This is a genomic window from Ensifer sp. Root31 (assembly GCF_001424825.1).
In the GTDB taxonomy this organism is placed as follows: Bacteria; Pseudomonadota; Alphaproteobacteria; order Rhizobiales; family Rhizobiaceae; genus Ensifer; species Ensifer canadensis.
In genome coordinates this window covers 169502-190035 of the sequence record NZ_LMCO01000056.1, presented here as the reverse complement: position 1 = coordinate 190035, position 20534 = coordinate 169502, and the positions used below count along the sequence as shown (strand labels likewise).

At 63.0% G+C, this 20534-nt stretch carries 20 protein-coding genes and 1 pseudogene; 9 read left to right on the top strand and 12 right to left on the bottom strand.

What is annotated here, in order from left to right; all coding sequences use genetic code 11:
• Window positions 1–22 precede the first annotated feature (22 nt).
• A complete protein-coding gene (locus ASD00_RS32375; protein WP_025427695.1) occupies window positions 23–523 on the top strand; it encodes a CreA family protein in 501 nt (166 codons plus the stop codon).
• An 82-nt stretch (window positions 524–605) separates the two neighbouring features.
• Here the strand turns inward: ASD00_RS32375 and ASD00_RS32370 are convergent, their stop codons facing one another.
• From ASD00_RS32370 to ASD00_RS32355, 4 genes are all read right to left on the bottom strand, one after another.
• The gene (locus ASD00_RS32370; protein WP_025427696.1) at window positions 606–902 is read right to left on the bottom strand and encodes a hypothetical protein; all 297 of its coding nucleotides are present in this window, start codon (window positions 900–902) and stop codon (window positions 606–608) included.
• Between the two features lie 247 nt (window positions 903–1149).
• Window positions 1150–1614 (bottom strand): chemotaxis protein CheW, encoded by a 465-nt coding sequence (locus ASD00_RS32365; protein WP_018326507.1) that lies wholly within the window; start codon window positions 1612–1614, stop codon window positions 1150–1152.
• Window positions 1615–1616: 2 nt separating this feature from the next.
• Window positions 1617–3752, bottom strand: a complete 2136-nt coding sequence (locus tag ASD00_RS32360; RefSeq protein ID WP_038577246.1) for a methyl-accepting chemotaxis protein — start codon at window positions 3750–3752, stop codon at window positions 1617–1619.
• Between the two features lie 179 nt (window positions 3753–3931).
• Window positions 3932–4345, bottom strand: a complete 414-nt coding sequence (locus ASD00_RS32355; protein ID WP_348272081.1) for a MarR family transcriptional regulator — start codon at window positions 4343–4345, stop codon at window positions 3932–3934.
• A 148-nt stretch (window positions 4346–4493) separates the two neighbouring features.
• Here ASD00_RS32355 and ASD00_RS32350 point away from each other — a divergent pair, with 148 nt between their 5' ends.
• The 4 genes from ASD00_RS32350 (at window position 4494) to ASD00_RS32340 (ending at window position 7733) form a co-directional block, all read left to right on the top strand.
• Window positions 4494–5693 carry an NAD(P)/FAD-dependent oxidoreductase gene (locus ASD00_RS32350; RefSeq protein WP_057211131.1) on the top strand — a complete coding sequence of 400 codons (1200 nt, stop codon included), beginning with the start codon at window positions 4494–4496 and terminating at the stop codon, window positions 5691–5693.
• A gap of 64 nt (window positions 5694–5757) precedes the next feature.
• The gene (locus tag ASD00_RS41065; protein WP_025427700.1) at window positions 5758–5916 is read left to right on the top strand and encodes a hypothetical protein; all 159 of its coding nucleotides are present in this window, start codon (window positions 5758–5760) and stop codon (window positions 5914–5916) included.
• A gap of 186 nt (window positions 5917–6102) precedes the next feature.
• On the top strand, window positions 6103–6702 hold the full coding sequence (locus tag ASD00_RS32345; RefSeq protein WP_025427701.1) for an SCO family protein: 600 nt from the start codon (window positions 6103–6105) through the stop codon (window positions 6700–6702).
• 155 nt (window positions 6703–6857) lie between these two features.
• Complete coding sequence (locus tag ASD00_RS32340; protein ID WP_025427702.1) at window positions 6858–7733, top strand: 50S ribosomal protein L11 methyltransferase; 876 nt, start codon at window positions 6858–6860, stop codon at window positions 7731–7733.
• Between the two features lie 1435 nt (window positions 7734–9168).
• On the opposite strand, the pseudogene ASD00_RS42395 reads toward ASD00_RS32340, so the two are convergent.
• Window positions 9169–9699: pseudogene (locus ASD00_RS42395) on the bottom strand (adenylate/guanylate cyclase domain-containing protein); the annotation flags it as partial.
• 631 nt (window positions 9700–10330) lie between these two features.
• Here ASD00_RS42395 and ASD00_RS32335 point away from each other — a divergent pair.
• Complete coding sequence (locus tag ASD00_RS32335; protein ID WP_025427704.1) at window positions 10331–12166, top strand: aminopeptidase P family protein; 1836 nt, start codon at window positions 10331–10333, stop codon at window positions 12164–12166.
• A 259-nt stretch (window positions 12167–12425) separates the two neighbouring features.
• On the opposite strand, the gene ASD00_RS32330 is transcribed toward ASD00_RS32335, so the two are convergent.
• From ASD00_RS32330 to ASD00_RS32305, 6 genes are all read right to left on the bottom strand, one after another.
• On the bottom strand, window positions 12426–12665 hold the full coding sequence (locus tag ASD00_RS32330; RefSeq protein ID WP_025427705.1) for a hypothetical protein: 240 nt from the start codon (window positions 12663–12665) through the stop codon (window positions 12426–12428).
• A 228-nt stretch (window positions 12666–12893) separates the two neighbouring features.
• Window positions 12894–13208: an AzlD family protein gene (locus ASD00_RS32325; protein ID WP_057211129.1), complete on the bottom strand. Its 315-nt coding sequence runs from the start codon at window positions 13206–13208 to the stop codon at window positions 12894–12896.
• 3 nt (window positions 13209–13211) lie between these two features.
• Window positions 13212–13931 carry an AzlC family ABC transporter permease gene (locus tag ASD00_RS32320; RefSeq protein ID WP_025427707.1) on the bottom strand — a complete coding sequence of 240 codons (720 nt, stop codon included), beginning with the start codon at window positions 13929–13931 and terminating at the stop codon, window positions 13212–13214.
• Between the two features lie 418 nt (window positions 13932–14349).
• Complete coding sequence (gene panB, locus ASD00_RS32315) at window positions 14350–15171, bottom strand: 3-methyl-2-oxobutanoate hydroxymethyltransferase (RefSeq protein WP_025427708.1); 822 nt, start codon at window positions 15169–15171, stop codon at window positions 14350–14352.
• A 2-nt stretch (window positions 15172–15173) separates the two neighbouring features.
• On the bottom strand, window positions 15174–16049 hold the full coding sequence (panC, locus tag ASD00_RS32310; protein ID WP_025427709.1) for a pantoate--beta-alanine ligase: 876 nt from the start codon (window positions 16047–16049) through the stop codon (window positions 15174–15176).
• Between the two features lie 196 nt (window positions 16050–16245).
• Window positions 16246–16632, bottom strand: coding sequence for a glyoxalase/bleomycin resistance/extradiol dioxygenase family protein (locus ASD00_RS32305; protein ID WP_057211127.1), 387 nt, complete (start codon window positions 16630–16632; stop codon window positions 16246–16248).
• Window positions 16633–16703: 71 nt separating this feature from the next.
• Here ASD00_RS32305 and ASD00_RS40575 point away from each other — a divergent pair, with 71 nt between their 5' ends.
• The 3 genes from ASD00_RS40575 (at window position 16704) to ASD00_RS32295 (ending at window position 18295) form a co-directional block, all read left to right on the top strand.
• Window positions 16704–16895: a hypothetical protein gene (locus ASD00_RS40575; RefSeq protein ID WP_144239155.1), complete on the top strand. Its 192-nt coding sequence runs from the start codon at window positions 16704–16706 to the stop codon at window positions 16893–16895.
• A gap of 124 nt (window positions 16896–17019) precedes the next feature.
• Window positions 17020–17430 carry a VOC family protein gene (locus tag ASD00_RS32300; RefSeq protein WP_025427711.1) on the top strand — a complete coding sequence of 137 codons (411 nt, stop codon included), beginning with the start codon at window positions 17020–17022 and terminating at the stop codon, window positions 17428–17430.
• 211 nt (window positions 17431–17641) lie between these two features.
• Window positions 17642–18295 (top strand): CatB-related O-acetyltransferase, encoded by a 654-nt coding sequence (locus ASD00_RS32295; protein WP_198956844.1) that lies wholly within the window; start codon window positions 17642–17644, stop codon window positions 18293–18295.
• 34 nt (window positions 18296–18329) lie between these two features.
• On the opposite strand, the gene ligA is transcribed toward ASD00_RS32295, so the two are convergent.
• Entirely contained in the window at window positions 18330–20483 is a 2154-nt protein-coding gene (ligA, locus tag ASD00_RS32290) for an NAD-dependent DNA ligase LigA (protein ID WP_025427713.1), read from the bottom strand.
• Between the last annotated feature and the right edge of the window lie 51 nt (window positions 20484–20534).

Here is a 20534-nt window from a genome sequence, read left to right as displayed (position 1 = left end):
TGCAAACCACCGGAGGAAATTCATGTCCCGTTCGTTCCGCGTCTTGATGCTAGCCAGCCTTGCCGCTTTCGTAACGACAGTCTCTCCCGCCCGGGCCGAAACCGTCGGCGAAGTCGGCGTCGACTGGCTCGGCAACGACATCATCGTCGACGCGGTCAGCGATCCCAAGGTCAAGGGTGTGACCTGTCACGTCACCTATTTCGATCGCGGCGTCATCGATAGGCTGAAAAACGGCAACTGGTTCGAGGATCCATCCAACAACTCGATCGCCTGCCGCCAGACCGGCCCGATCGAGATCGGCGACATCGACCTTTCGAAAGAAGGCGAGGAAGTGTTCCGCTCCGGCTTGTCCTTGATCTGGAAAGACCTGCTCGTCACCCGGATCTATGACCGCAAGAACGACACGCTGATCTATCTTGCCCACTCGCGCGAACTGACCGACGGCTCGGCCAAGATGTCGATCACGACGATCCCGCTCTACGGGCAGACCGTCAACTGGCAGGAAGGCAAGCCGAAGCCCTGACAAAACGAACCCTCCCGGAAGAGTGTTCCAGGAGGGCTTTGTCACCGGCCAGTCCCCACAACTGGCGCCAGGCCATCGATGCTCAATAGGTAGGCGGGACGATACCCTGGTAGTAGTCGCCGTCACCACCCTGATAGCGATCAGTTAACGGCTGCTGGTAGGCACGCGGAACGGTTCTGTAGATACTGCCTGTCGACATCCTATCGACTGGAGCAACGGTGGTGCGCATCGGGGCGACCCTGGCGCGATACTGTGTTCCGGGAGGATTGTTCGCGTCGATGCCCTGATAGTAGCTGTCAGCCAGAACTGGCCCGGCGGCGCCGGCAATGAGCGTTGTTACGGAGAGCGCGGCAATGAGTTTCCTTACAGACATGGTCATAGGTTCAACTCCTGTTTCAAAAATACGGTACCCGGCCTCCGAACAGGTACGCTGCGACAACGCTAAAGTAGTACAACTGTTCCGTCAGCGCTCATGACGTTTTGTCACGATAGCCTCGCCCAAGCGTGAAAATCATGACGCAAGTTTAACTTGACCTGCGGGCTTTCTGACCAACGTGCCACGCGCAAAACGCGAAACGCCCCGGGAAAGCCCCAGGGCGCATCGCCAATCCGCGGCTCGAAGGTGGTCAGGCGGCCTGCGCCAGCTCGTCGGCAATCACCGTGTCGAGGTTGAGGAAGCAGACCATGGTCTTTTCCAGCGCGACAATGCCGCGGCAGAAGGCACGTTGCGCTTCCGGAATGATCTCCGGCGCCGGCTGCAGATCTTCGCTCTTGATGGTCATCATGTCGGATACCTGCTCGACGAGCAGGCCGACCAGCTTGCCGGCAATGTCGGTGACGATGATCGCCGAACGTTCCGACGGTTCGGTCATCTTCATGCCGAGACGGCAGGCCATGTCGATGACCGGGATCACCGCGCCGCGCAGGTTGATGAGGCCGAGCACGTAGGGCGGCGTGTGCGGCATCGGCGTCACCGGCGCCCAGCCGCGGATTTCGCGGATCGCCATGATGTCGATGCAGAATTCCTGGTCGCCCAGATGAAACGAAACGATTTCGAGATAGGCACCGGACTGCTTGATTGCGTTGGACATGATCAGAATTCTTCCCAATTCTCACCGGAGGCCGACGTCGATGGCACGGAGCCCGGTTGGTTGCCGAATGCGCCCGCTAGCTTGCCCATCAGGGCCTTGGCGGGGGATGGAGCTGGACGCGAGGTCGATTTTGCCGAGGCAAGGTTGTGCAAAGGCACCGCCTTGTGCGTGCCCCTGGGTACGAGCCTTGCAGCTGCAGGCGTCGTTGCGGCTGCGATCTGCGTTGAAGCCCGCGTCTGGACAGGCGCTGCCGGCTTCACGGTCGTAACTGGCTTCACGCTCGCGGTCGTCTGCGACGGTGCGTTGGAGCGCATCAATGCTTGGACGGTCCGGCCCTCGTGGAACTGGCCGACGAGTTGCGTCAGCTTTTCCGCGTCCTGCGCCAGCGTGTGGCTGGAGGCGTTGGTCTGTTCGACCATCGCGGCGTTCTGCTGCGTCATCTGGTCGAGCTGGCCGACCGCCGTGCTGATTTCGTTGAGCCCGGTCGACTGCTCACGCGCCGCCATGACGATGGAACTCATGTGCTCGTTGATCCGCGCGACATCGGCGCCGATGCGACCGAGCGCCTCGCCCGTCGCCTGCACCAGCCGGACACCGGTGCCGACCTCGTTGCCCGAGCGGCCGACGAGCGTCTTGATATCCTTGGCGGCGCCTGCGGCGCGCTGCGCCAGCGCGCGCACTTCCTGCGCCACGACGGCAAAACCCTTGCCGGCTTCCCCTGCCCGCGCTGCCTCGACGCCGGCGTTCAGCGCCAGAAGGTTGGTCTGAAAGGCAATCTCGTCGATGACGTTGATGATCGTGCCGATCTCGTTCGAGGCATCCTCGATGCGGGCCATGGCGCTGATCGCCTCGCCGACGATGCGGCCGGATTCCTGCGCATTGGTGCGGGTCTCGTCGACCATGCGGCTCGCCTCTTCGGCGCGCTGGGTCGCGGTGCGCACGGTCACCGTGATCTCGTCGAGGGCGGCGGATGTCTGCTCCAGCGATGCGGCCTGCTTTTCGGTGCGGCGCGCCAGGTCGTCGGCGGCGGTGCGCATCTGGCGGCCATTCGTCTCGATCGAGAGCGCGTTTTCCTTGACGTTGAAGAGCACGTCACGCAGGCGCTCGACCGTCTGGTTGAAATTGCGGCGCAGCGTATCGAGCTTGCCATCGAAGGGGCGGTCGATGGTGACGGCGAGATCGCCTTCGGCAAGCTGCGTCAGTGCCAGGCCGAGGCTGTCGACCGCAGCCTGGATGCGGCGAACCGCTTCGTCGCGCTCGCTTTGCTGCTGTTCGCGTTCCTTCTCGATTTCGCGGCGGCTTGCCGCCGCATTCTGCTCGAGCGATTGCTTTTCTATGGCCGAGGCACGGAAGAGATCGACGGAGCGGGCCATGACGCCGATCTCGTCGCCACGGTCAAGCGCCTCGACCTTGGAGCCGAGCTCGCCCTTCTGGATGCGCTGCATGCTGTCGCGAAGCCCGAGGATGCCGCGGCGCAACGTCGCCCCGTGAAACCAGAGCAGGCCGAGCAAGGTCGCCATGGCGACGAGACCGGCTATAGTCTGCAGCAGAAGCGCATCGGCCGAAACGGCGCGCGCTTCGTCGACCCGCGTCTGAACCAGTTGTGTCGCAGCCTCGGAGAGCTGCGAAAGTGCTTTACCAAGCCGTTCGCCGGCACCGTCGATCGCGTCGTCGATCTTGCCGAATTCTTCCGTCGAAGCCTTGCCTTCGACCAGCGTCTTCAGGTCGACGCCGATTGCCTGGCGAAGTTCGGTGAGATCCGCGTCGAAGGTCGAAAGCGCGTCAGTCCGGCCGAGCAGCGTCGCCAGCGTCTTGATATCCGCCTTGCTGGCTTCGAGAAGGCTAAGCGTGGTTGCGATGCCTGCGGCGCGCTCCGGATGGATCACGCCTTCGTTACGGTCGACGATGGTATCCATGGCGTTGAGCACGAGGTTGGTGGTGGCAAGCCGCATCTCGTCGACGGCGGTCAGGCCGCGCTGCGCGGTGATCGCCCCGTTCAGCGCCTCGTTCGAGCGCATGTCCTCATACCAGCCGACGCCGAGCACGGAGCCGAAGCCAACGAAGGCGGCACCGGCGAGCGTGGCAAGCCGCTGGCTGACGGTGAGGTTCTTTTTCAGGGGCGCAGACGTTGCGGTCATAGGGCAGTCCATGGTCACGGACCTGCCAAAACCAGGCGAAGTCCTCCGTTAAAATCGATGCGGAAAGCCGGGCTCGATCAAACCGGATGACGTCATGTCATGTAGAGGTGAAGCACTTCACCCGCGTTGGCAAAACACTGGCAAACAGACCTTAAGCATTCGCTAAGCCGACCCCCGAATCATGGGGAGAAACGCAGCGCGGCGAGATGCTTTTGCTGGAGCGCGGTCGCCCCTTCGAGAAAGCGCAGCAGAACCGCCTGCTCCGCGGCTGAAAAGGTCGCGAGGAAGCCGGCACCTTCCTCGGCGATCGGCCGGTAATAGGGCGCCGTCAGCATCTCCACTGCATCGGTGTTTTCCACCATCACCTTGCGCCGGTCTTCGGCGCTGCGCGTCCGCTGCAAGAGGCCGCGTGCCTCCATCCGGTCGATCAGCGCCGTCACCGCCGCTGGCGTCAGTCCCGTCTCCTCGGCAATCGCGCCGGCCGGTCGCGGGCCGGCATGCAAGAACGCGAGGCAGCGGCGCTCGGCGGCATTGAGCTGCAGCCGCTCGCCCACCGCCTCGTCATAGGCTTGGGTCGCATCCTGCCAGCGCATCACGGCGCCGCCAATTGCTCGGACGAGTCCGTCCGGCGCCGGGCTTGACGAATTTACTTCGATCATCTAAATATTAATCCATCGTACTTTTCATTCATCGCAACAATATGAACTTCGCTTGCAGCGGACGCAAGCCTTGGAGACGCATATGCCAAAGCAGAATTCCATCGCGATAACAGGCGCCGGCATTGCCGGCCTGTCCCTCGCCATTCGCCTGCGCCAGACCGGCCACTCAGTCCAGATCTTCGAGGCGCGGCCGCGGGAGGCGTCCGGCGAAGGCGCCTTCCTGACGCTGGCGCCGAACGGCATCAATGCGCTGCGCGCGCTCGGCCTTGCCGAGCGTGTCTCTTCCCTCGGCATCCCGACGACCGGCATTGAAATCCTCAACGCCGCTGGCCGACGGCTGGCATTGCTCGATGAGCGGGAAGCCCAACGGCAGGCGGGCGCCGCGAGCATCACCCTGCGTCGCGCCGACCTGCTGGAGGCGCTACGCCAGACAGCGTCGGCGCAGGGCGTCGACATTCGCTATGACCACGCGCTCATCGACATCGAGCGGAAAGCGGACGGCGTGACCTTGCGCTTCGGCAACGGCGAGAGTGCGCATGCGCATTGGCTCGCCGGCTGCGACGGGGTCTGGTCGCGCACGCGGCGCCTCGCATTGCCCGCCTCGCCCGAGCCGCTCTATACCGGGTTGACAGGCACCGGCGGCTTTCTCGATTGTCCTCACGTGCCGTCGAGCGGCGGCGTGCTGCGCCTGATGTTCGGCGAAAGCGCCTTCTTCGGCTACATCAAGGCGCAGGAAGGGCCGGTGTTCTGGTTCGATTCCTTCACGCTCGACGAGGAGACGGCGATCGGCCGGCCGGATCCGGCAGCCCTTGCCGCCCGCACCCGCGCCCAGCACGCCGGCGACGCCGCCCCGGTCCGCGACATCGCCGCGGCCGTCACCTCGGTGCCGCGCGCCTATCCGGTCTTCGACATGGGCCACCTGCCGCGCTGGTTCGACGATCGCGTCGTGCTGCTTGGCGATGCCGCCCATGCGGTCTCTCCCCATGCCGGCCAGGGCGCCTCGATCGCGATCGAGGATGCCGTCGTGCTCGCCGCCTGCCTCACCGCCTATGGCGCGCCGAGCCGGGCCTTCAGGGCCTATGAGACGCTCCGGCGCGACCGGGTGGAACACATCGTCCGCATCAGCCGCCGCCGTGGCGCCAAGAAGCAGGCAAAGGGCCCGGTCGCACTGTTCCTGCGCGATCTTCTCCTGCCGCTTCTGTTGCCCTTCGACGCGAAAACGACCCAGGCCGTCCAGCGCTACCGCGCCGATCTCGACCCGCTGGTGTTGCCGGCCGCCTGAACGCCGATCTCCGGCCCGGCCGGAGATCCCTTCCCCTTGGCGCTCCGGATGCTATGATAGGGTCATGAACACGAGAACGCAGAGATCGATCCGGCTTCCGCTGCTTGCGGGTCTTGCGATGGCGCTTGCCGTCGTGACGCTTCTCGCCTTCCGCGGCTGGATGGCGAACGGCGCCGATATCTTCCTGGCGCTCGCCCAGTCCGGCCTTGCCTGGTGCATCTGAGCTGACGGGCATTACTGCCGGAGGATTTCCAGGAAAAGTGCGAAGCGGTTTTCCGTCCGGAAATGCTTCAACACAAAGAGATTGCCTGCGGCAATTGTCCCATTTGCGTGGCTGCGGCGGAGACGGTATCAAAAGCCGATCAACCTGATATGGCCGGCCAAGGCCCCAACTAAATCGGTAGCACGCATGAAAACCATTCGCATCGCCCTTTGGGCCGCCGTCGTCGTCATGGCCGGCGTTCTCGGCTGGCTGACCTACGAGATGACCCAGTCGAAGCAGCAGGGCGCCTCCGGCCCCTTCGGCGTGCCCTTCACGCTGGTGGCGCAGGATGGCAAGGAGATCACCGAGAAGGCTTTCTCCGGCAAACCGACCGCGCTGTTCTTCGGCTTCACCCATTGCCCGGAGGTCTGCCCGACGACGTTGTTCGAGCTGAACGGCTGGCTGGAAAAGGTCGACCCGGAAGGCAACAAGCTGCAGGCCTATTTCATCACCGTCGACCCTGAGCGCGACACGCCTGAAATTCTCGGCCAGTACGTCTCCAACGTGTCCAAGCGCATCACCGGCATTTCCGGTCCGGCCGACAAGGTGCTGGAGATGGTCAAGGGCTACCGCGTTTACGCCAAAAAGGTGCCGCTCGACGCCGAAAAGCCTGACGGCGACTACACCATGGACCATACCGCCTCGGTGTTCCTGCTCGACGCCGACGGCAGCTTCTCCGGCACCATCGCCTACGGGGAAAACCCCGAAACCGCGATCAAGAAGCTCGAGAACCTCACCAAGGGTTGAGGACCGCTCCTGCCCCAATCGAACATCTTTGCTAGCGCCGGCATCGCCCGGCGCTTTGCGTTTGCCAAGCTTTCATGCTAGCGGCGGGGGCTTGCAGCGGCGCACGTCGGATAGGGCGTGCGGCGATTATGCAGAGCCAGCCGAAGGACAGAGCCTTGAGCGAGATCAGACTTTTCGTCACCACCACCGAGAAGCAGGCGGAAGCCGTGCTCGACCGCATGAGCGAGGTCTTCGGCGAAGAGGATTTTGCCATCGGCACGACGGAAGTCGACGAAAAGCGCGACGTCTGGGAAGCCTCGATCTACATGATGGCGGCCGACGAGGAGAGCGTCAACGAGCGGCTGACGGAGGCGCTTGCCGACGACTTTTCCCATCTTGCCATCGAACGCGAAGTGCTGCCGGATATCGACTGGATCGCCAAGTCGCTCGAGGGGCTGGCGCCCGTGCGCGCCGGCCGTTTCGTCGTGCATGGCTCCCATGACCGCGACAAGGTCCGCACCGGTGAGATCGCCATCGAGATCGAGGCCGGCCAGGCCTTCGGCACCGGCCACCATGGCACGACCGCCGGCTGCCTCGAAGTGCTGGCGACCGTGGCGCGCACCCGCACGGTGCGCAACGTGCTCGACCTCGGCACCGGCAGCGGCGTGCTGGCGATCGCTGCCTGGAAGCTCCTGCATGTGACGGTGCTCGCCACCGACATCGACCCGATCGCCACCCGCGTTGCCGAGGAAAATGCCCGCCGCAACGGCGTCGTCACCGGCATGACCTTTGCGACGGCCCCCGGCTTTCACTCCACCGCCTTCAGCGGCAACGGCCCCTTCGACCTGATCATCGCCAACATCCTCGCCCGTCCGCTGATGAAGATGGCAGCGCAACTGACCGCCAACCTCGCCCCCGGCGGCTCGGTGATCCTCTCGGGCATTCTTGCCGAGCAGCGCTGGAAGGTGCTTGCCGCCTATAACGGGCAGCACCTGCGCCATGTCCGCACCATCTGGCGCAACGGCTGGGTGACGATCCACCTGGAGAAGTGAGGCACGCGTCCGGAGCGACAGCCGCAGGGTTTCTTCGCAAAGCCTGACCTGGTCTCGGTTTGCAGCCTATCCCTTCGCCGGACGGCGGTGGGAGAACTGAGCGATGGATATGCCGGCTTTGCGGAAGCCGTTCAGCCAGAGCTCCGCATCCTCTGACAAGGAGCAAATCTTCGCGGTGTTTCGGGCGTAGACGTCTGCATCGAACGCCGCGGGCATCGCGCGCGTTATGATTGCCGCCTCCTCCGCCCTGCCGAGCTGGGCGAGACAGGCCGCCTGGCCTGCCGAGCTGGGCGAGACAGGCCGCCTGGTTCAATCGGAAGAAATACGGCGGATCGATCAGGGTTCCGTAGGCGGTCAATGCCGCATCGAACCTGCGCGCGAGATAGTAGCAGTCCCCGAGACTGGAGAGGAACGCCGGCGGCAGGAGCGGCTCGAACTTGCAGCCCCGTTCGACAAGCGCCAAGCCTTCTTCATGCATTCCCGCATAGGAAAGGATCATGCCTCGGGCGACAAGGACGTTCATGTCGCGCGGGCTCATCGAGATCGCAATGTCGGAGTAGCGCAGGGCCTCGTCAATTTTCCCGACCAACAGAAAGCATGCAGCAACGCTGGTGAGGACGAATGGATCGTTTCTGTCGGCAGCGATCGCCCGCGCGGCATATTCCTGGCACTCAACCTCAAGCCCGGCATCTGTCGCAGCATCAGGCTCACTGAACCGCCAGTATGCGTAGAGCAATCCTAGCGAGGCGAGAGCGGGCGCATAGGTCGGGTCGACGCGGATCGCCTCCTGCATGTGCCCGCGTGCACCCTGTTCGTCACCGTTGCGCCAGGCAGCCCCTGCCCGGAGCCAGGACCTATAGGCGGAGATATCCGTCGTCGAACTCCTTGCGCGAACGGCCCCGGCCACCTCTTGAAGATTGAAAAACAGGCGACCTATGATCGCATCGACGATTTGATCCTGGACCGCGAAGATGTCCGCCATTTCGCGATCGAATCTCTCGGCAAAGACATGCGCCCCTGTCTGTGTGTCGATCAATTGCACCGAGGCGCGCAGGCGCTGGCCAGCCAGCCGGACACTGCCTTCGAGGACGAATTCCGCACCGAGCTGCCGGCCCACCTCCGCCACGTTCACCGATTGGGCCCTGTAGCTGAACGTGGTGTTTCTGGCGACGACGGAGAGATTCCGGAAGCGGCTCAGCTCGGTGATGATGTCCTCGGTGAGGCCGTCGGCGAAGTAGTCCTGCTCTGTGCTTCCCGACATGTTCGTGAGAGGCAGAACGGCGATGGTGGTAAATTCCCTGCCGCGAGAAAGTGTCGTTTGGAGCAGTGCCCGGGCCGTCTCCATTCCGAAGATCCTGACCGGCGCAGCAATGTTCTTGAGCTGCACCAGTCCGAGGTCTTTCATCACGACGGGGATCTTGCCTCGGACTTCATTGTGCACCTTCTCGGACATGCAGATGCCACCCGGCTCGGCCAGCGCTTCCAGTCGCGCTGCGATGTTGACCCCCTCGCCATAAATGTCTGAACCCTCGCCGATGACATCGCCGATGTTGATGCCGATGCGGAGCAGGATCTCGCTGGGTTCTGGAACACCGGCATTCGCCTCCGCCATCTTCCGCTGAAGCTCGAGCGCGGCCTCGACGACGTCAATCGCGCTGGCGAATTCGACCAGCACGCCGTCGCCCATCAGCTTGACGATGCGTCCTCCATGGGCGCGCACCACCGGGTAGAGCACATGACTTCGCCGCTCCTTCAGCGTCTCATACGTCCCGGCTTCATCGGCTTCCATCATGCGGGAATAGCCGACCACATCGGCGACGAGGATCGCAACAAGGCGGCGGTGGATTGATTTCTCGACCACGCTCCCACGTCTCCTTCGGGTGGCGCACTCTGTTGGGAAACCGAACTCGTCCACAATATCGGGATTGTGACCTTGTGCAAAATCATCTTGTGGCACGTGCTCCATAACGGCGCACGAAAGAGCCGTTGATGTCAGGGTGCCAGCGCCAAAAAGCCAAGCCGAAGAAAAACGAAAAGGCCGCCACGTCTTTCATGACGGGCGGCCCTTCGAAACAAAGGCGATGCCAGGGGCATCGCCTGCTGGTTCGGCTTGAGACCGAACCATGCCCGCGAGCCTGAGGAGGAGGAGCGCTCGAGCGGGCGTCTACCGTTCCGAAATTGACCACCCTTGAGGGAGGAGGAGAACAGAGTGATCAACTATTCTCGGAACTGCAGGCTTTTGAACCACCGGATGTTCGTCCGTGTTCGTTGAGGCGGCTTATAAACTATTATTCCGATAGAGATAGCAGCTTCTTGGCATAGGAGCCATGCAGAAAGCGCATATGTATGGTAAATGAGCAATCGCCCTCTAAAGCATTTCCGATTTATGCGGAATCGCAAAAACGCTCTATCTCTTTGTTTTTACACATTTCCTGACGGAAAACCGCTTCGCACTTTTCCTGGAAATGCTCTGATTCTGTGCACGTCCTGCCGCCGGCATGCCCGGCAGGATCTCGCCTCTTTCCTCCCCATGGACGTTTCCGCTAAGATCGCGCATCTTTCCCGCGGTTCTCCGCCCAATTTACCGGAAATCCCTCATGTTTCAGTCCTTTGAAGTCACCTCCACGCCCCAGTTCGGCAAGGAGCGCACAGAAGCCTTGCGCGCCACCTTCGCCGCCCTCGGCATCGACGGGTTTCTCGTACCCCGTGCCGACGAGTTCCAGGGCGAGTATGTGCCGGCATCGTCGGAGCGGCTTTCCTGGCTCACCGGCTTTACCGGTTCCGCCGGCGTCGCCCTCATTACGCAGCGTCAGGCTGTCGTTTTCGTCGATGGACGTTACGTGACCCAGCTGAAGGAACAGGTCGACGGCCAGGTCTTTATCGGCGGCGATCTCATCGGCGAGCCGCCGCATCTCTGGCTGGAAAATAACGGCACCAAGGGCTTCAGGCTCGGCATCGACCCGTGGCTGCACACAGGCGCTGAAGTGCGCCGGCTGGAAAAGGCGCTTGCCGTCCTCGGCGGCTCGCTCGTCTTCCTCGACCACAACCCGCTCGACCGCATCTGGACCGGTCGCCCGGCAGCCCCGCTCGGCCGCGTCTCCATCCAGCCGATCGAGCAGGCCGGCGAGCTTGCCAAGGACAAGATCGCGACCATCGCTGGCGGCCTCGAAAAGGCCGGTGCCAGCGCCGTGGTTTTGACCGACCCCTCCTCCGTCGCCTGGACCTTCAATATCCGCGGTACCGACGTGCCGCACACGCCGCATCCGCTCGCCCGCGCCATCATCCATGCCGACGGCCGCGCCGAGATCTTCCTCGACAAGCGCAAGACCGGCATCGAGCAGGAAGCCTATCTCACCCAGATCGCCGAGATCGCAGCACCCTCGACCTTCGACGACCGCCTGTCGACGCTCAGTACTGCGGGTGCTGCCGTCATGCTCGACCCGGACCTTGCCTCCTTCGCCATTTCCGAGCTGATCCGCTCCAAGGGCGGCAAGGTCGTCGAGGCCGTCGACCCAGCCCGCCTGCCCCGCGCCCAGAAGAACAGGGCCGAGATCGAGGGCTCGACCCGCGCGCATCTGCAGGATGGCGCCGCGATGGTCGAATTCCTCGCCTGGCTCGACAAGGCCGAGCCCGGCACCGTCACCGAGATCGGCGCTGCCAACCAGCTGGAAGCCGCCCGTGCCACCGTCGGCGAGCGCATGCAAAACCCACTCAAGGACATTTCCTTCGACACCATCTCCGGTGCCGGCTCGCATGCGGCGATCATGCACTACCGCGTGACGACCGAAACCGACCGCGCGATCGAAGCAGGCACCATGTTCCTGATCGATTCCGGCGCGCAATACATCAACGGCACCACCGACATCACCCGCACGGTGGCGGTCGGCGCGGTTCCGGAAGAGCAGAAGCGCTTCTTCACGCTGGTGCTGAAGGGCATGATCGCCATCAGCACCGCGCGTTTCCCCAAGGGCTCGCGCGGTGTCGACCTTGACCCCTTGGCCCGCATCGCGCTGTGGAAGGCTGGCGCCGACTACGCCCATGGCACCGGCCACGGCGTCGGCTCCTACCTCTCGGTGCATGAGGGACCGCAGCGCATCGCCCGGCTTTCAACCCAGGAACTGCTGCCCGGCATGATCCTGTCGAACGAGCCCGGCTATTACCGCCCCGGCGCCTTCGGCATCCGCATCGAAAACCTCATCGTGGTGCAACCGGCCGAAGAGATCGCCGGCGGCGACCTGGCGATGCTCGGCTTCGACACGATCACCTATTGCCCGATCGACAGCCGCCTGGTGCTGCCGGCGTTGCTGACCGACGAGGAACTGGGCTGGTTCAACGCCTACCACGCCGAGACGCGCGAAAAGCTGATGCCGCTGTTGGTGGGCGACGAGACCCGCAACTGGCTGAAGACCGCGACGAAAGCCATCACACGCTGAGTGGGGCATTGCGAAGGGGCTGAAGCGCGTTTCCAGTCCCCAAAGCATGTCGCGCAAAGGTGCGCAGTGGTTTTGCGATAACGACATGCGCAAAAACAAGAGCTTAAAGCGCAACAAGCGAATCCGGGAGAGCGCCCGGCGCTGTAGCAAATTGGGGCGAGATGCGGCCGGAAAACCGCACGCAGTTTTCCTCATCCCGCTCTGACGCCGGCTTTCAAGAAGAAGCACAAAGGCTTGGGGGAAGCCCCGGCTTTTCCTTTCAGATTCCCAACAGTTTCTTGGCCTGGCCGAGCGTTGCCTCCGACGCGGCGTGATCGCCGGCCTTGTGCTGGTCTTCGCCCTGCTTGCGCAGCGCCGTGACCTTCGCCATGTCGGCCTCGGAAAGAGAGGCCGTCGGGATGGCCGCATCGATCGCAGCCATCATGGTGGGGCACTGGTTGGCAAAGGCCGTCGCAGGCGCAAGCGCGAGCAAAAGGGCAATCGAGATCCTGGTAATCATGGTCGCTCCTCCACCACCGGGAGGCTGCAGCAAGTCAAAGTGCAACCGCGACCTTTGCGCGTCAGACAGGGCGCGCGGCGCAGCCGTACCTCTCCGGCAATCAGAGGATGATAATCCAGGACGCGCCCGAAGCCAACGCCGGAGCGTTCAGCGCACCCTGCCCTGCCCGCGCCGTCTTCGACGACACGACCAGCGACAGGGATTGCCCGCACAAAGGCGGTGAGGAACCTACAGGACGAGATGCCGGATCAGCATCACCACCACCCAGCCGATGACGAGCATGCGCAAGGTGGAGAGATTAAGCCCGAGCGCAATGGCGAAGGCGACGAACATCGAGACCGCGACGTCGAAGCCGCCATAGACGAAGGCCGGCGCCACCAGCGTCGTCAGCACCGCCGCCGGAACGGCGTTCAATGCCGATTCGAGCCGCGGCGGGATCTGCTTCATCTGGGTGATGAGCACATAGCCACCGATGCGGGTGATGAAGGTCGCAGCGGCCGCCGCGATGATCAGATAGATGAGATTGAGGTGTTGCGGGTCCATGGCTCAGGCCTCCTTCTCGATGGCGACGGGCGGTGCCGAAACCGTCTCGGTCGGCGGCAGGCAGGCGGCGAGCAGCACGCCCGCCAGCGCCCCGATGCTGACATGCCAGGGCGAGCCGACGAGATGCATGCCGGCAACCGACGCCACGGCAGAAACCGCAACGATCGGCAAAAAGCGGTCACGCTTGCGAAAACCCATCACCAGGCCGAGGAAGTAGATCGGCAAGAGCACGTCGAGGCCGATGGCCTTGGGATCGCCGATCAACTGACCGAAGATCGCGCCAAGCAGCGTGTTGAAGATCCAGGGGAAATAGATCACCAGGCCGAAGCCGAGATACCAGGGGAAGGTCACCGGCAGGCCACGCTCGCCGCGCTTCTCGGTCTCGGCATATTGCGGATCGACCAGCAGGAAGAAGGCAAAGAACTTCTGGACCGGGGTGAAATGCCGGATGTATTTGGCGATCGAGGCGGAATAGAGCACGTGGCGGAAGTTGACGGCGAAGACCGAAAGCACCACCAGCCATGGCTGGACATGGTTGCCGAACAGCTCGATGCCGACCATCTGGCTGGCGCCGGCATAAACCGTCGCGCTCATGAACACGGTATCGGCGATGGTAAAACCATTGTCGACCGCAAGCGCACCGAACAGCGCGCCAAAGGGTGACGCCGCTAGCATGATCGGGAAGCCGCCGCGCACGCCTTCCCAGAATTCGTCTTTTCTCATGGAATCCTCCCGCGGCGCCGGCAATGGGCGCCCGCGGCATGCCGTCTTTAATCGGGATCGATCAAGGCCACATGCAGCATTTCAAAACTGCGACAGCGACTGTGCACCTCAAGGCGCGCGCGGCTGTCGTCCTGTGCCGGACAGATAGGCGTTCCCGCCCCGACCAACAATTCAATTGCGCTTATACAATGATTGAATTTTATGATGCCTGACCGCGGCAGGCTTGAACGAAATGCGCACGGGTCGATAAGCGATCGCCGTTTTTTCACCGCCGCCTCGCCACCGACCACCTGGCGGTGGGGCATTTATCCGAAGATCGCTCCCCCAGTGGGATAGGGCGCAAGCCGCATGACCTGCGCCCTCCTGTTCAAAGTCGCCGTGTGCTCGTTGGCGCGGCCAGGTCGTGCAAAGAGATGTGTCAGCGCTTGACCTGGAACGTATGCTCGACACCCGGGAACGTGCGCGCCTTGACCTCGTTGGCGTATTCCTCCGCAGCCTTCGAGATCGCCGGCGCCAGTTCGGCAAAATGTTTGACGAAGCGGGGCTTGAAGTCGTTGAACAGGCCCAGCATATCGTCAGAGACGAGGATCTGGCCGTCGCAGGCCGGCGATGCGCCGATGCCGATGGTCGGCGAGCGCAATTCCCCGGTGATCTCGCGCGCAACCGGCTCGACGGTGCCTTCGACGACGATCGCAAAAGCGCCGGCATCGTCGATCGCCTTGGCGTCGCGGCGGATCTTGGCCACTTCCTTCTCGTTGCGACCGACCGAGCGATAGCCGCCGGTGGTGTTGACGAGCTGCGGCATCAGCCCGACATGGCCGAGAACCGGAATGCCGCGGCTGACGAGGAACTCGACCGTCTCGGCCATCTCGGCGCCACCCTCGAGCTTCACGGCGCTACAGCCGGTTTCCTTCAAAACGCGTGCAGCACTTCGGAAGGCCTGTTCCTTGGATTCCTGGTAGGAGCCGAACGGCAGGTCGATGACAATGCAGGAGCGCTCCGAGCCGCGCATGACCGCCTGGCCATGGGCGATCATCATCTCGAGCGTGACGCCGACGGTGGTGTCGAGACCGTAGAGCACCATGCCGAGCGAATCGCCGACCAACAGGAAATCGACATGCGGATCGAGCAGCCGGGCAATCGGTGTCGTATAGGCCGTCAGGCTGACGATCGGGCGCTCGCCCTTCAGCGCCTCGATATTGGCAGGGCTCAGGCGGCGTCTGGCAGATTGTACGCTCATTCTCAGGCAACCTTTGCAAAATGGGCGGATTTGGCGGCAATCACGCGGTTGTCGAGCAGCTTCGTCGTGCCGAAGCGCACGAAGAGCAGCAGCAGCACCGGCTTGTCACCGATCTCTTGAATTGTTTCGAGCGTGCCAGGATCGCGCAGCGCCACGACTTCGGGTCGAGCCAGCGGTTCGGCGGAAAGAAAAGCCGTCACGGCCCTTTCCACTTCGACGGCATCGGTGATCCCGGACGCGACCAGCCGCTCGGCCTCGGCAAGTGCCTTCGGCACGATGGCAGCCGCTTCACGCTCAGCGGCGCTGAGGTAGACATTGCGCGACGAACAGGCGAGCCCATCGGCCTCGCGCACCGTCGGCACGCCGATGATCTCCACCGGCTGGGCGAGATCATCGACCATACGGCGAATGATCTGCAGCTGCTGGAAATCCTTCTCGCCGAAATAGGCGCGGTCCGGCTGCACGATGTTGAACAGCTTGGTGACGACAGTCGCAACGCCGGCAAAGTGGCCGGGACGCACGGAACCTTCAAGCTCGGAGCCGAGCTTCGGCACGTCGACCACCGTTTCCATCGGTCGCGGATACATGTCGGACACCCCTGGCGAAAACAGGAAGTCGACGCCGCCCTCTTCCAGCATCGCCTGATCGCGGGCGAGATCGCGCGGATATTTGCTCAAGTCTTCGTTGGGGCCGAACTGCAGCGGATTGACGAAGATGCTGGCAACGACGACGTCATTTTGCCCGCGCGCACGGCGCACAAGCTCCATATGGCCGACATGCAGATAGCCCATGGTCGGCACGAGCCCGACCGTCTTGCCTGCCCGCCGGTATTCGGCAAGGGCTGCGCGCAGCTCGGTGATGGTGGTGATGGTCTTCAAATCCGGACCCTCCAATCCGCGAAGGCGCCGCTAGCGCCCCGCCCCGCGGCCTGTGGCTCTTGGCCCGCTCCGCGAAAAGGCAATTGCACAAAATTTGGCTGCAAACCTCTATCTTGTGCAGCGCAAAAAGACAAACGGAATTGGTGCCGCTGCGAATAGAGCCAAGCCAATTATCGCACGGTCCGGGCGGGCAAGCTCAGCTGTGGGCGGAACTCGGCACCCGCCAGGGCGGATCGAGCCTGTTGGCGCCTGCGAAATAAAGTACGATGCGGTTGCCGGCGGGATCAAAGATTTCGGCTTCCCGCCACAGCCAGCTCTTGTCGGCGGGACTGCTCGCAAACAGGATACCGGCCTCGATCAGCCGGCTGACGGTCAGATCCAGATCGTCGCACTCGAAGTAGACGGTTGTGCCGCTGCCGCCCGCCTCGCCCTGATGCAGCGAAAACGAACTGCCGCCATCCGGGCAGACGAAGCGCACATAATGCGGCCGCGCATCGACGATCGGCTGCAGCCAGAGCGTGCGGTAGAACTCCCACCCCGCATCGAGATCGGGCATCGTCACCGTCACCTGGTTCAAACGCATCGTGTCTCCTCACATCCCGGGCGCCGACAGTCATCGTTGCTCGCCGCACCTCTTCACGAGGTCCGGAGACCATGGAACATCCGCCAGAAATGTGCGAGGTGCAAACGATGCGGATTCAGCATGGACCGCCAAACTCTGATCGGCCTCGTGTGGCACTCGCCGCCGTTCCAGATGTGCTCGCCCATTTCGAGCGCGCCGCCGGCACCTTGCCGAGCGAATTGCCAGTAATCTCGGGTGAACCGGAAATGCTTGAAAACCTATGATTGCACACCACATCAGCGGGGACACTTCGCATTTCTCAAAAAATGTCTGAACGGCTGTCGGCTGCGTGTCACGCCGAACGTCCTAGTTATGTTCAATCAAGAAAATCCCTACGAGGAGCATTCCATGCGCATGATTTTTGTAAACCTGCCCGTCAAGGACCTGAAGGCGTCCCGGGCCTTTTTCGCGGCACTCGGCTATACCTTCAACGAGCAGTTCTCCGACGACACGGCCGCCTGCACGGTGATCTCGGACAATATTTTCGTCATGCTTTTGACCGAACCGAAGTTCCGCGGTTTCATCACCGGCGAGATCAGCGATGCCAGCAAGGGCACCGAGGTCATCACCGCCCTTTCCGCCTCGAGCCGCGCCGAATGCGACGACATGCTCGCCAAGGCACTCGCTGCCGGTGCCAAGCCCTGGAAGCCGGCACTCGACTACGGCTTCATGTACGGCATCAGCTTCCAGGATCTCGACGGCCACGTCTGGGAATTCATGTGGATGGACATGGAAGCCGCCCAGCAGCAGGCCTCCTGATCTGACGCAATCCCCTTGCCTTGCGCCCGCCGCGTTTCGCGGCGGGCGCTTTTTTTTGTCTGATCCGGTGCACGCAACTATGAGCGAGGCTATCGGCCGCAGAGGTTTTGGGGAGAAATTGCCCGAAAAACCGGATAGTTGGGGAACCCATACGTCGAGAAGGCGAGTGAGCCGTCGCTGACGCTTGCAATGAGCAGAATGAGGAAGCCCCATGTCCATGAATGTCGAAGCCAAGCATTGGTCCAAGGTCGAGCTTTTGCACGAGACCGTGCGCAACCCGAATATCCATGTGCGCGGCACCAACAGCTACTACAGCAACGCTTGGACGGGTTCCTTCGAGGAGAGCGTCGTTCGCTACCTCTATGGCGACGACTACAGCCTCAAGGCCTGGGAGCCGCAATGGCCGATCGACCAGTTGCGGATCGGAGACTACGTCGCGATCGGTGCCGAGGCGGTAATCCTGATGGGTGGCAACCACACCCACCGCACCGATTGGGTCAGCCTCTATCCGTTCATCGATATGATTGGCGAAGCCTATATCGGCAAGGGCGACACGATCATCGGCGACGGCGCCTGGATCGGCATGCGCGCCATGATCATGCCGGGAGTCACCCTTGGTGAAGGCGCCGTCATCGCTTCGGGCGCGATCGTCACCAGAGACGTGTCGGCTTACACCATCGTTGCCGGCAATCCGGCCCGCCCCGTTCGCCAGCGCTTTCCCGAAGCAGACATCGAGACGTTGCTCTCACTCGGCATCTACCGATGGGAGAGGTCGAAGTTCGACGCGCTGCGCAATGTCATCTGCGCCGACGACATCGCCGCGCTGAAGGCAGCATCCGAAGCCTACGACGCGGAACAGGCATAACGACAACGCCTGCCAGCGCCCCTGATCGTGGGCATCAGCCCCCGATCAGCGCCAGCCACTCGTCCTCGTCCATCGTCTGCACGCCGAGTTCGCGCGCCTTGTCGAGCTTGGAGCCCGCTCCCGGGCCGGCGACGACGATATCGGTCTTCTTCGACACGGAACCTGCCACCTTGGCGCCGAGGCTTTCCGCCTTGGCCTTGGCCTCATCGCGCGTCATCTTTTCGAGCGAACCGGTGAAGACCACGGTCTTGCCGGCGACCGGGCTGTCGCTCGCAACCGGTATCTCCGCCCCTTCGGGCGTCACTTCGGCAAGCAGTCGCGTCACCACTTCAAGGTTCCTCGGCTCCTTGTAGAACTCGACGATGGCGCGGGCGACGACTTCGCCGATGCCGTCGATACTGTTGAGTTCGTTCCAGGCATCACCCGTAAAGGTGCCGGCTTCGCTCATGGCTGCGCCGAAGGCCTCGTAGGTGCCGTAGGAGCGCGCGAGCAGCTTGGCCGTGGTCTCCCCGACATGGCGGATGCCAAGCGCGTAGATGAAGCGATGCAGCGCGATCGAGCGGCGGGTGTTGATCGCGTCATAGAGCTTGCGCACGCTGACGCGGCCGAAGCCGTCGATGTTTTCGAGCTTTGTCAGCGACGTCTCCTGGCGCTTTTCCAGCGTGAAGATGTCGGCCGCCGTGCGGATCGACAGCGTCGGATCCTCGCTCTCGAAGAAGAACTCGATCTGCTTGGAGCCGAGGCCTTCGATGTCATAGGCATTGCGCGAGACGAAATGCTTGAGATGCTCGACCGCCTGCGCCCGGCAGACGAAGCCGCCGGTGCAGCGGCGCACTGCATCCACCTTGCCGGACTTCTCGTTGATGTCGCGCACCGCATGGCTGCCGCAGACCGGGCATGTCGTCGGAAAACGATAGGGCTCGCTCCCCTCCTTGCGCTCGTCCATCACCACGTCGACGATCTGCGGGATGACGTCGCCCGCCCGCTGGACGATCACCATGTCGCCGATACGGATGTCGCGACCCTCGCGGATCGGTTCGCCGCTGTTGCCGAGCCCCTTGATGTAATCCTCGTTGTGCAGCGTCGCATTGGTCACGACGACGCCGCCGACGGTGATCGGCTCCAGCCGTGCCACCGGCGTCAGCGCGCCGGTGCGCCCCACCTGGATGTCTATGGCCGTCAGCCGCGTAAATGCCTGCTCGGCCGGGAACTTGTGCGCCGTCGCCCAGCGGGGCGAGCGCGAGCGGAAACCGAGCCGCGCCTGCAGGTCGAGCCGGTCGACCTTGTAGACGACGCCGTCGATATCATAGTCGAGATCAGGCCGTTCGCGCTCGATATGGTGGTAATGCGTCAGCAGCTCGTCGGCCGACGAAATCCGCTGCATCAGTGGATTGACCGGGAAACCCCAGGCCTTGAATGCCTCGACCATGCCGAATTGGGTATCGGCAGGCATTTCCGACATTTCGCCCCAGGCATAGGCAAAGAAGCGCAGCTTGCGGCTGGCAGTCACCTTGGCGTCGAGCTGGCGGAGCGACCCGGAAGCGGTGTTGCGCGGGTTGACGTAGAGCGGCTTGCCGAGCGCTGCCATCTCGGCGTTGAGTGCGGCAAAGTCGGACTTCGCCATGTAGATTTCGCCGCGCACCTCGACGATCTCAGGAGCGCCGGCCGGCAGCGTCTGCGGGATCATGCCGATGGTGCGGATATTGGCGGTGACGTTTTCACCTGTTGTGCCGTCGCCACGGGTCGCCGCCGTCACCAGCCGCCGGTTCTCGTAGCGCAGCGACATCGAGAGGCCGTCGATCTTCGGCTCGGCGGTAAAGGCGATCGAATTATCCGGCAGCTGCCCGAGGAAGCGGTAGACCGAGGCGACGAAATCGCGGGCGTCCTCGTCGGAAAACGTGTTGTCGAGCGACAGCATCGGCCGGGCATGAACGACCGGCTGGAAGGTAACGGATGGCGCTGCCCCCACCTTCTTCGATGGGCTGTCCTCGCGCGCAAGCGCCGGAAACTGCGCCTCGATCGCATCGTTGCGCCGCTTCAGCGCGTCATAGTCCGCATCCGTGATCTCCGGCGCGTCGTTGCCATGATAGAGCGCGTCGTGCCGGGCAAGCTCGGAGGCGAGAAAGGCCAGCTCCTCGGCGGCTTCCGTTTCGTTCAGCTTCTCGACGGGTTTCAGTTCACTGGACATGCGCGACGACTCCGGATTGGGAGTCGTTTTTTAGAGCAACTGTCGGGAAAG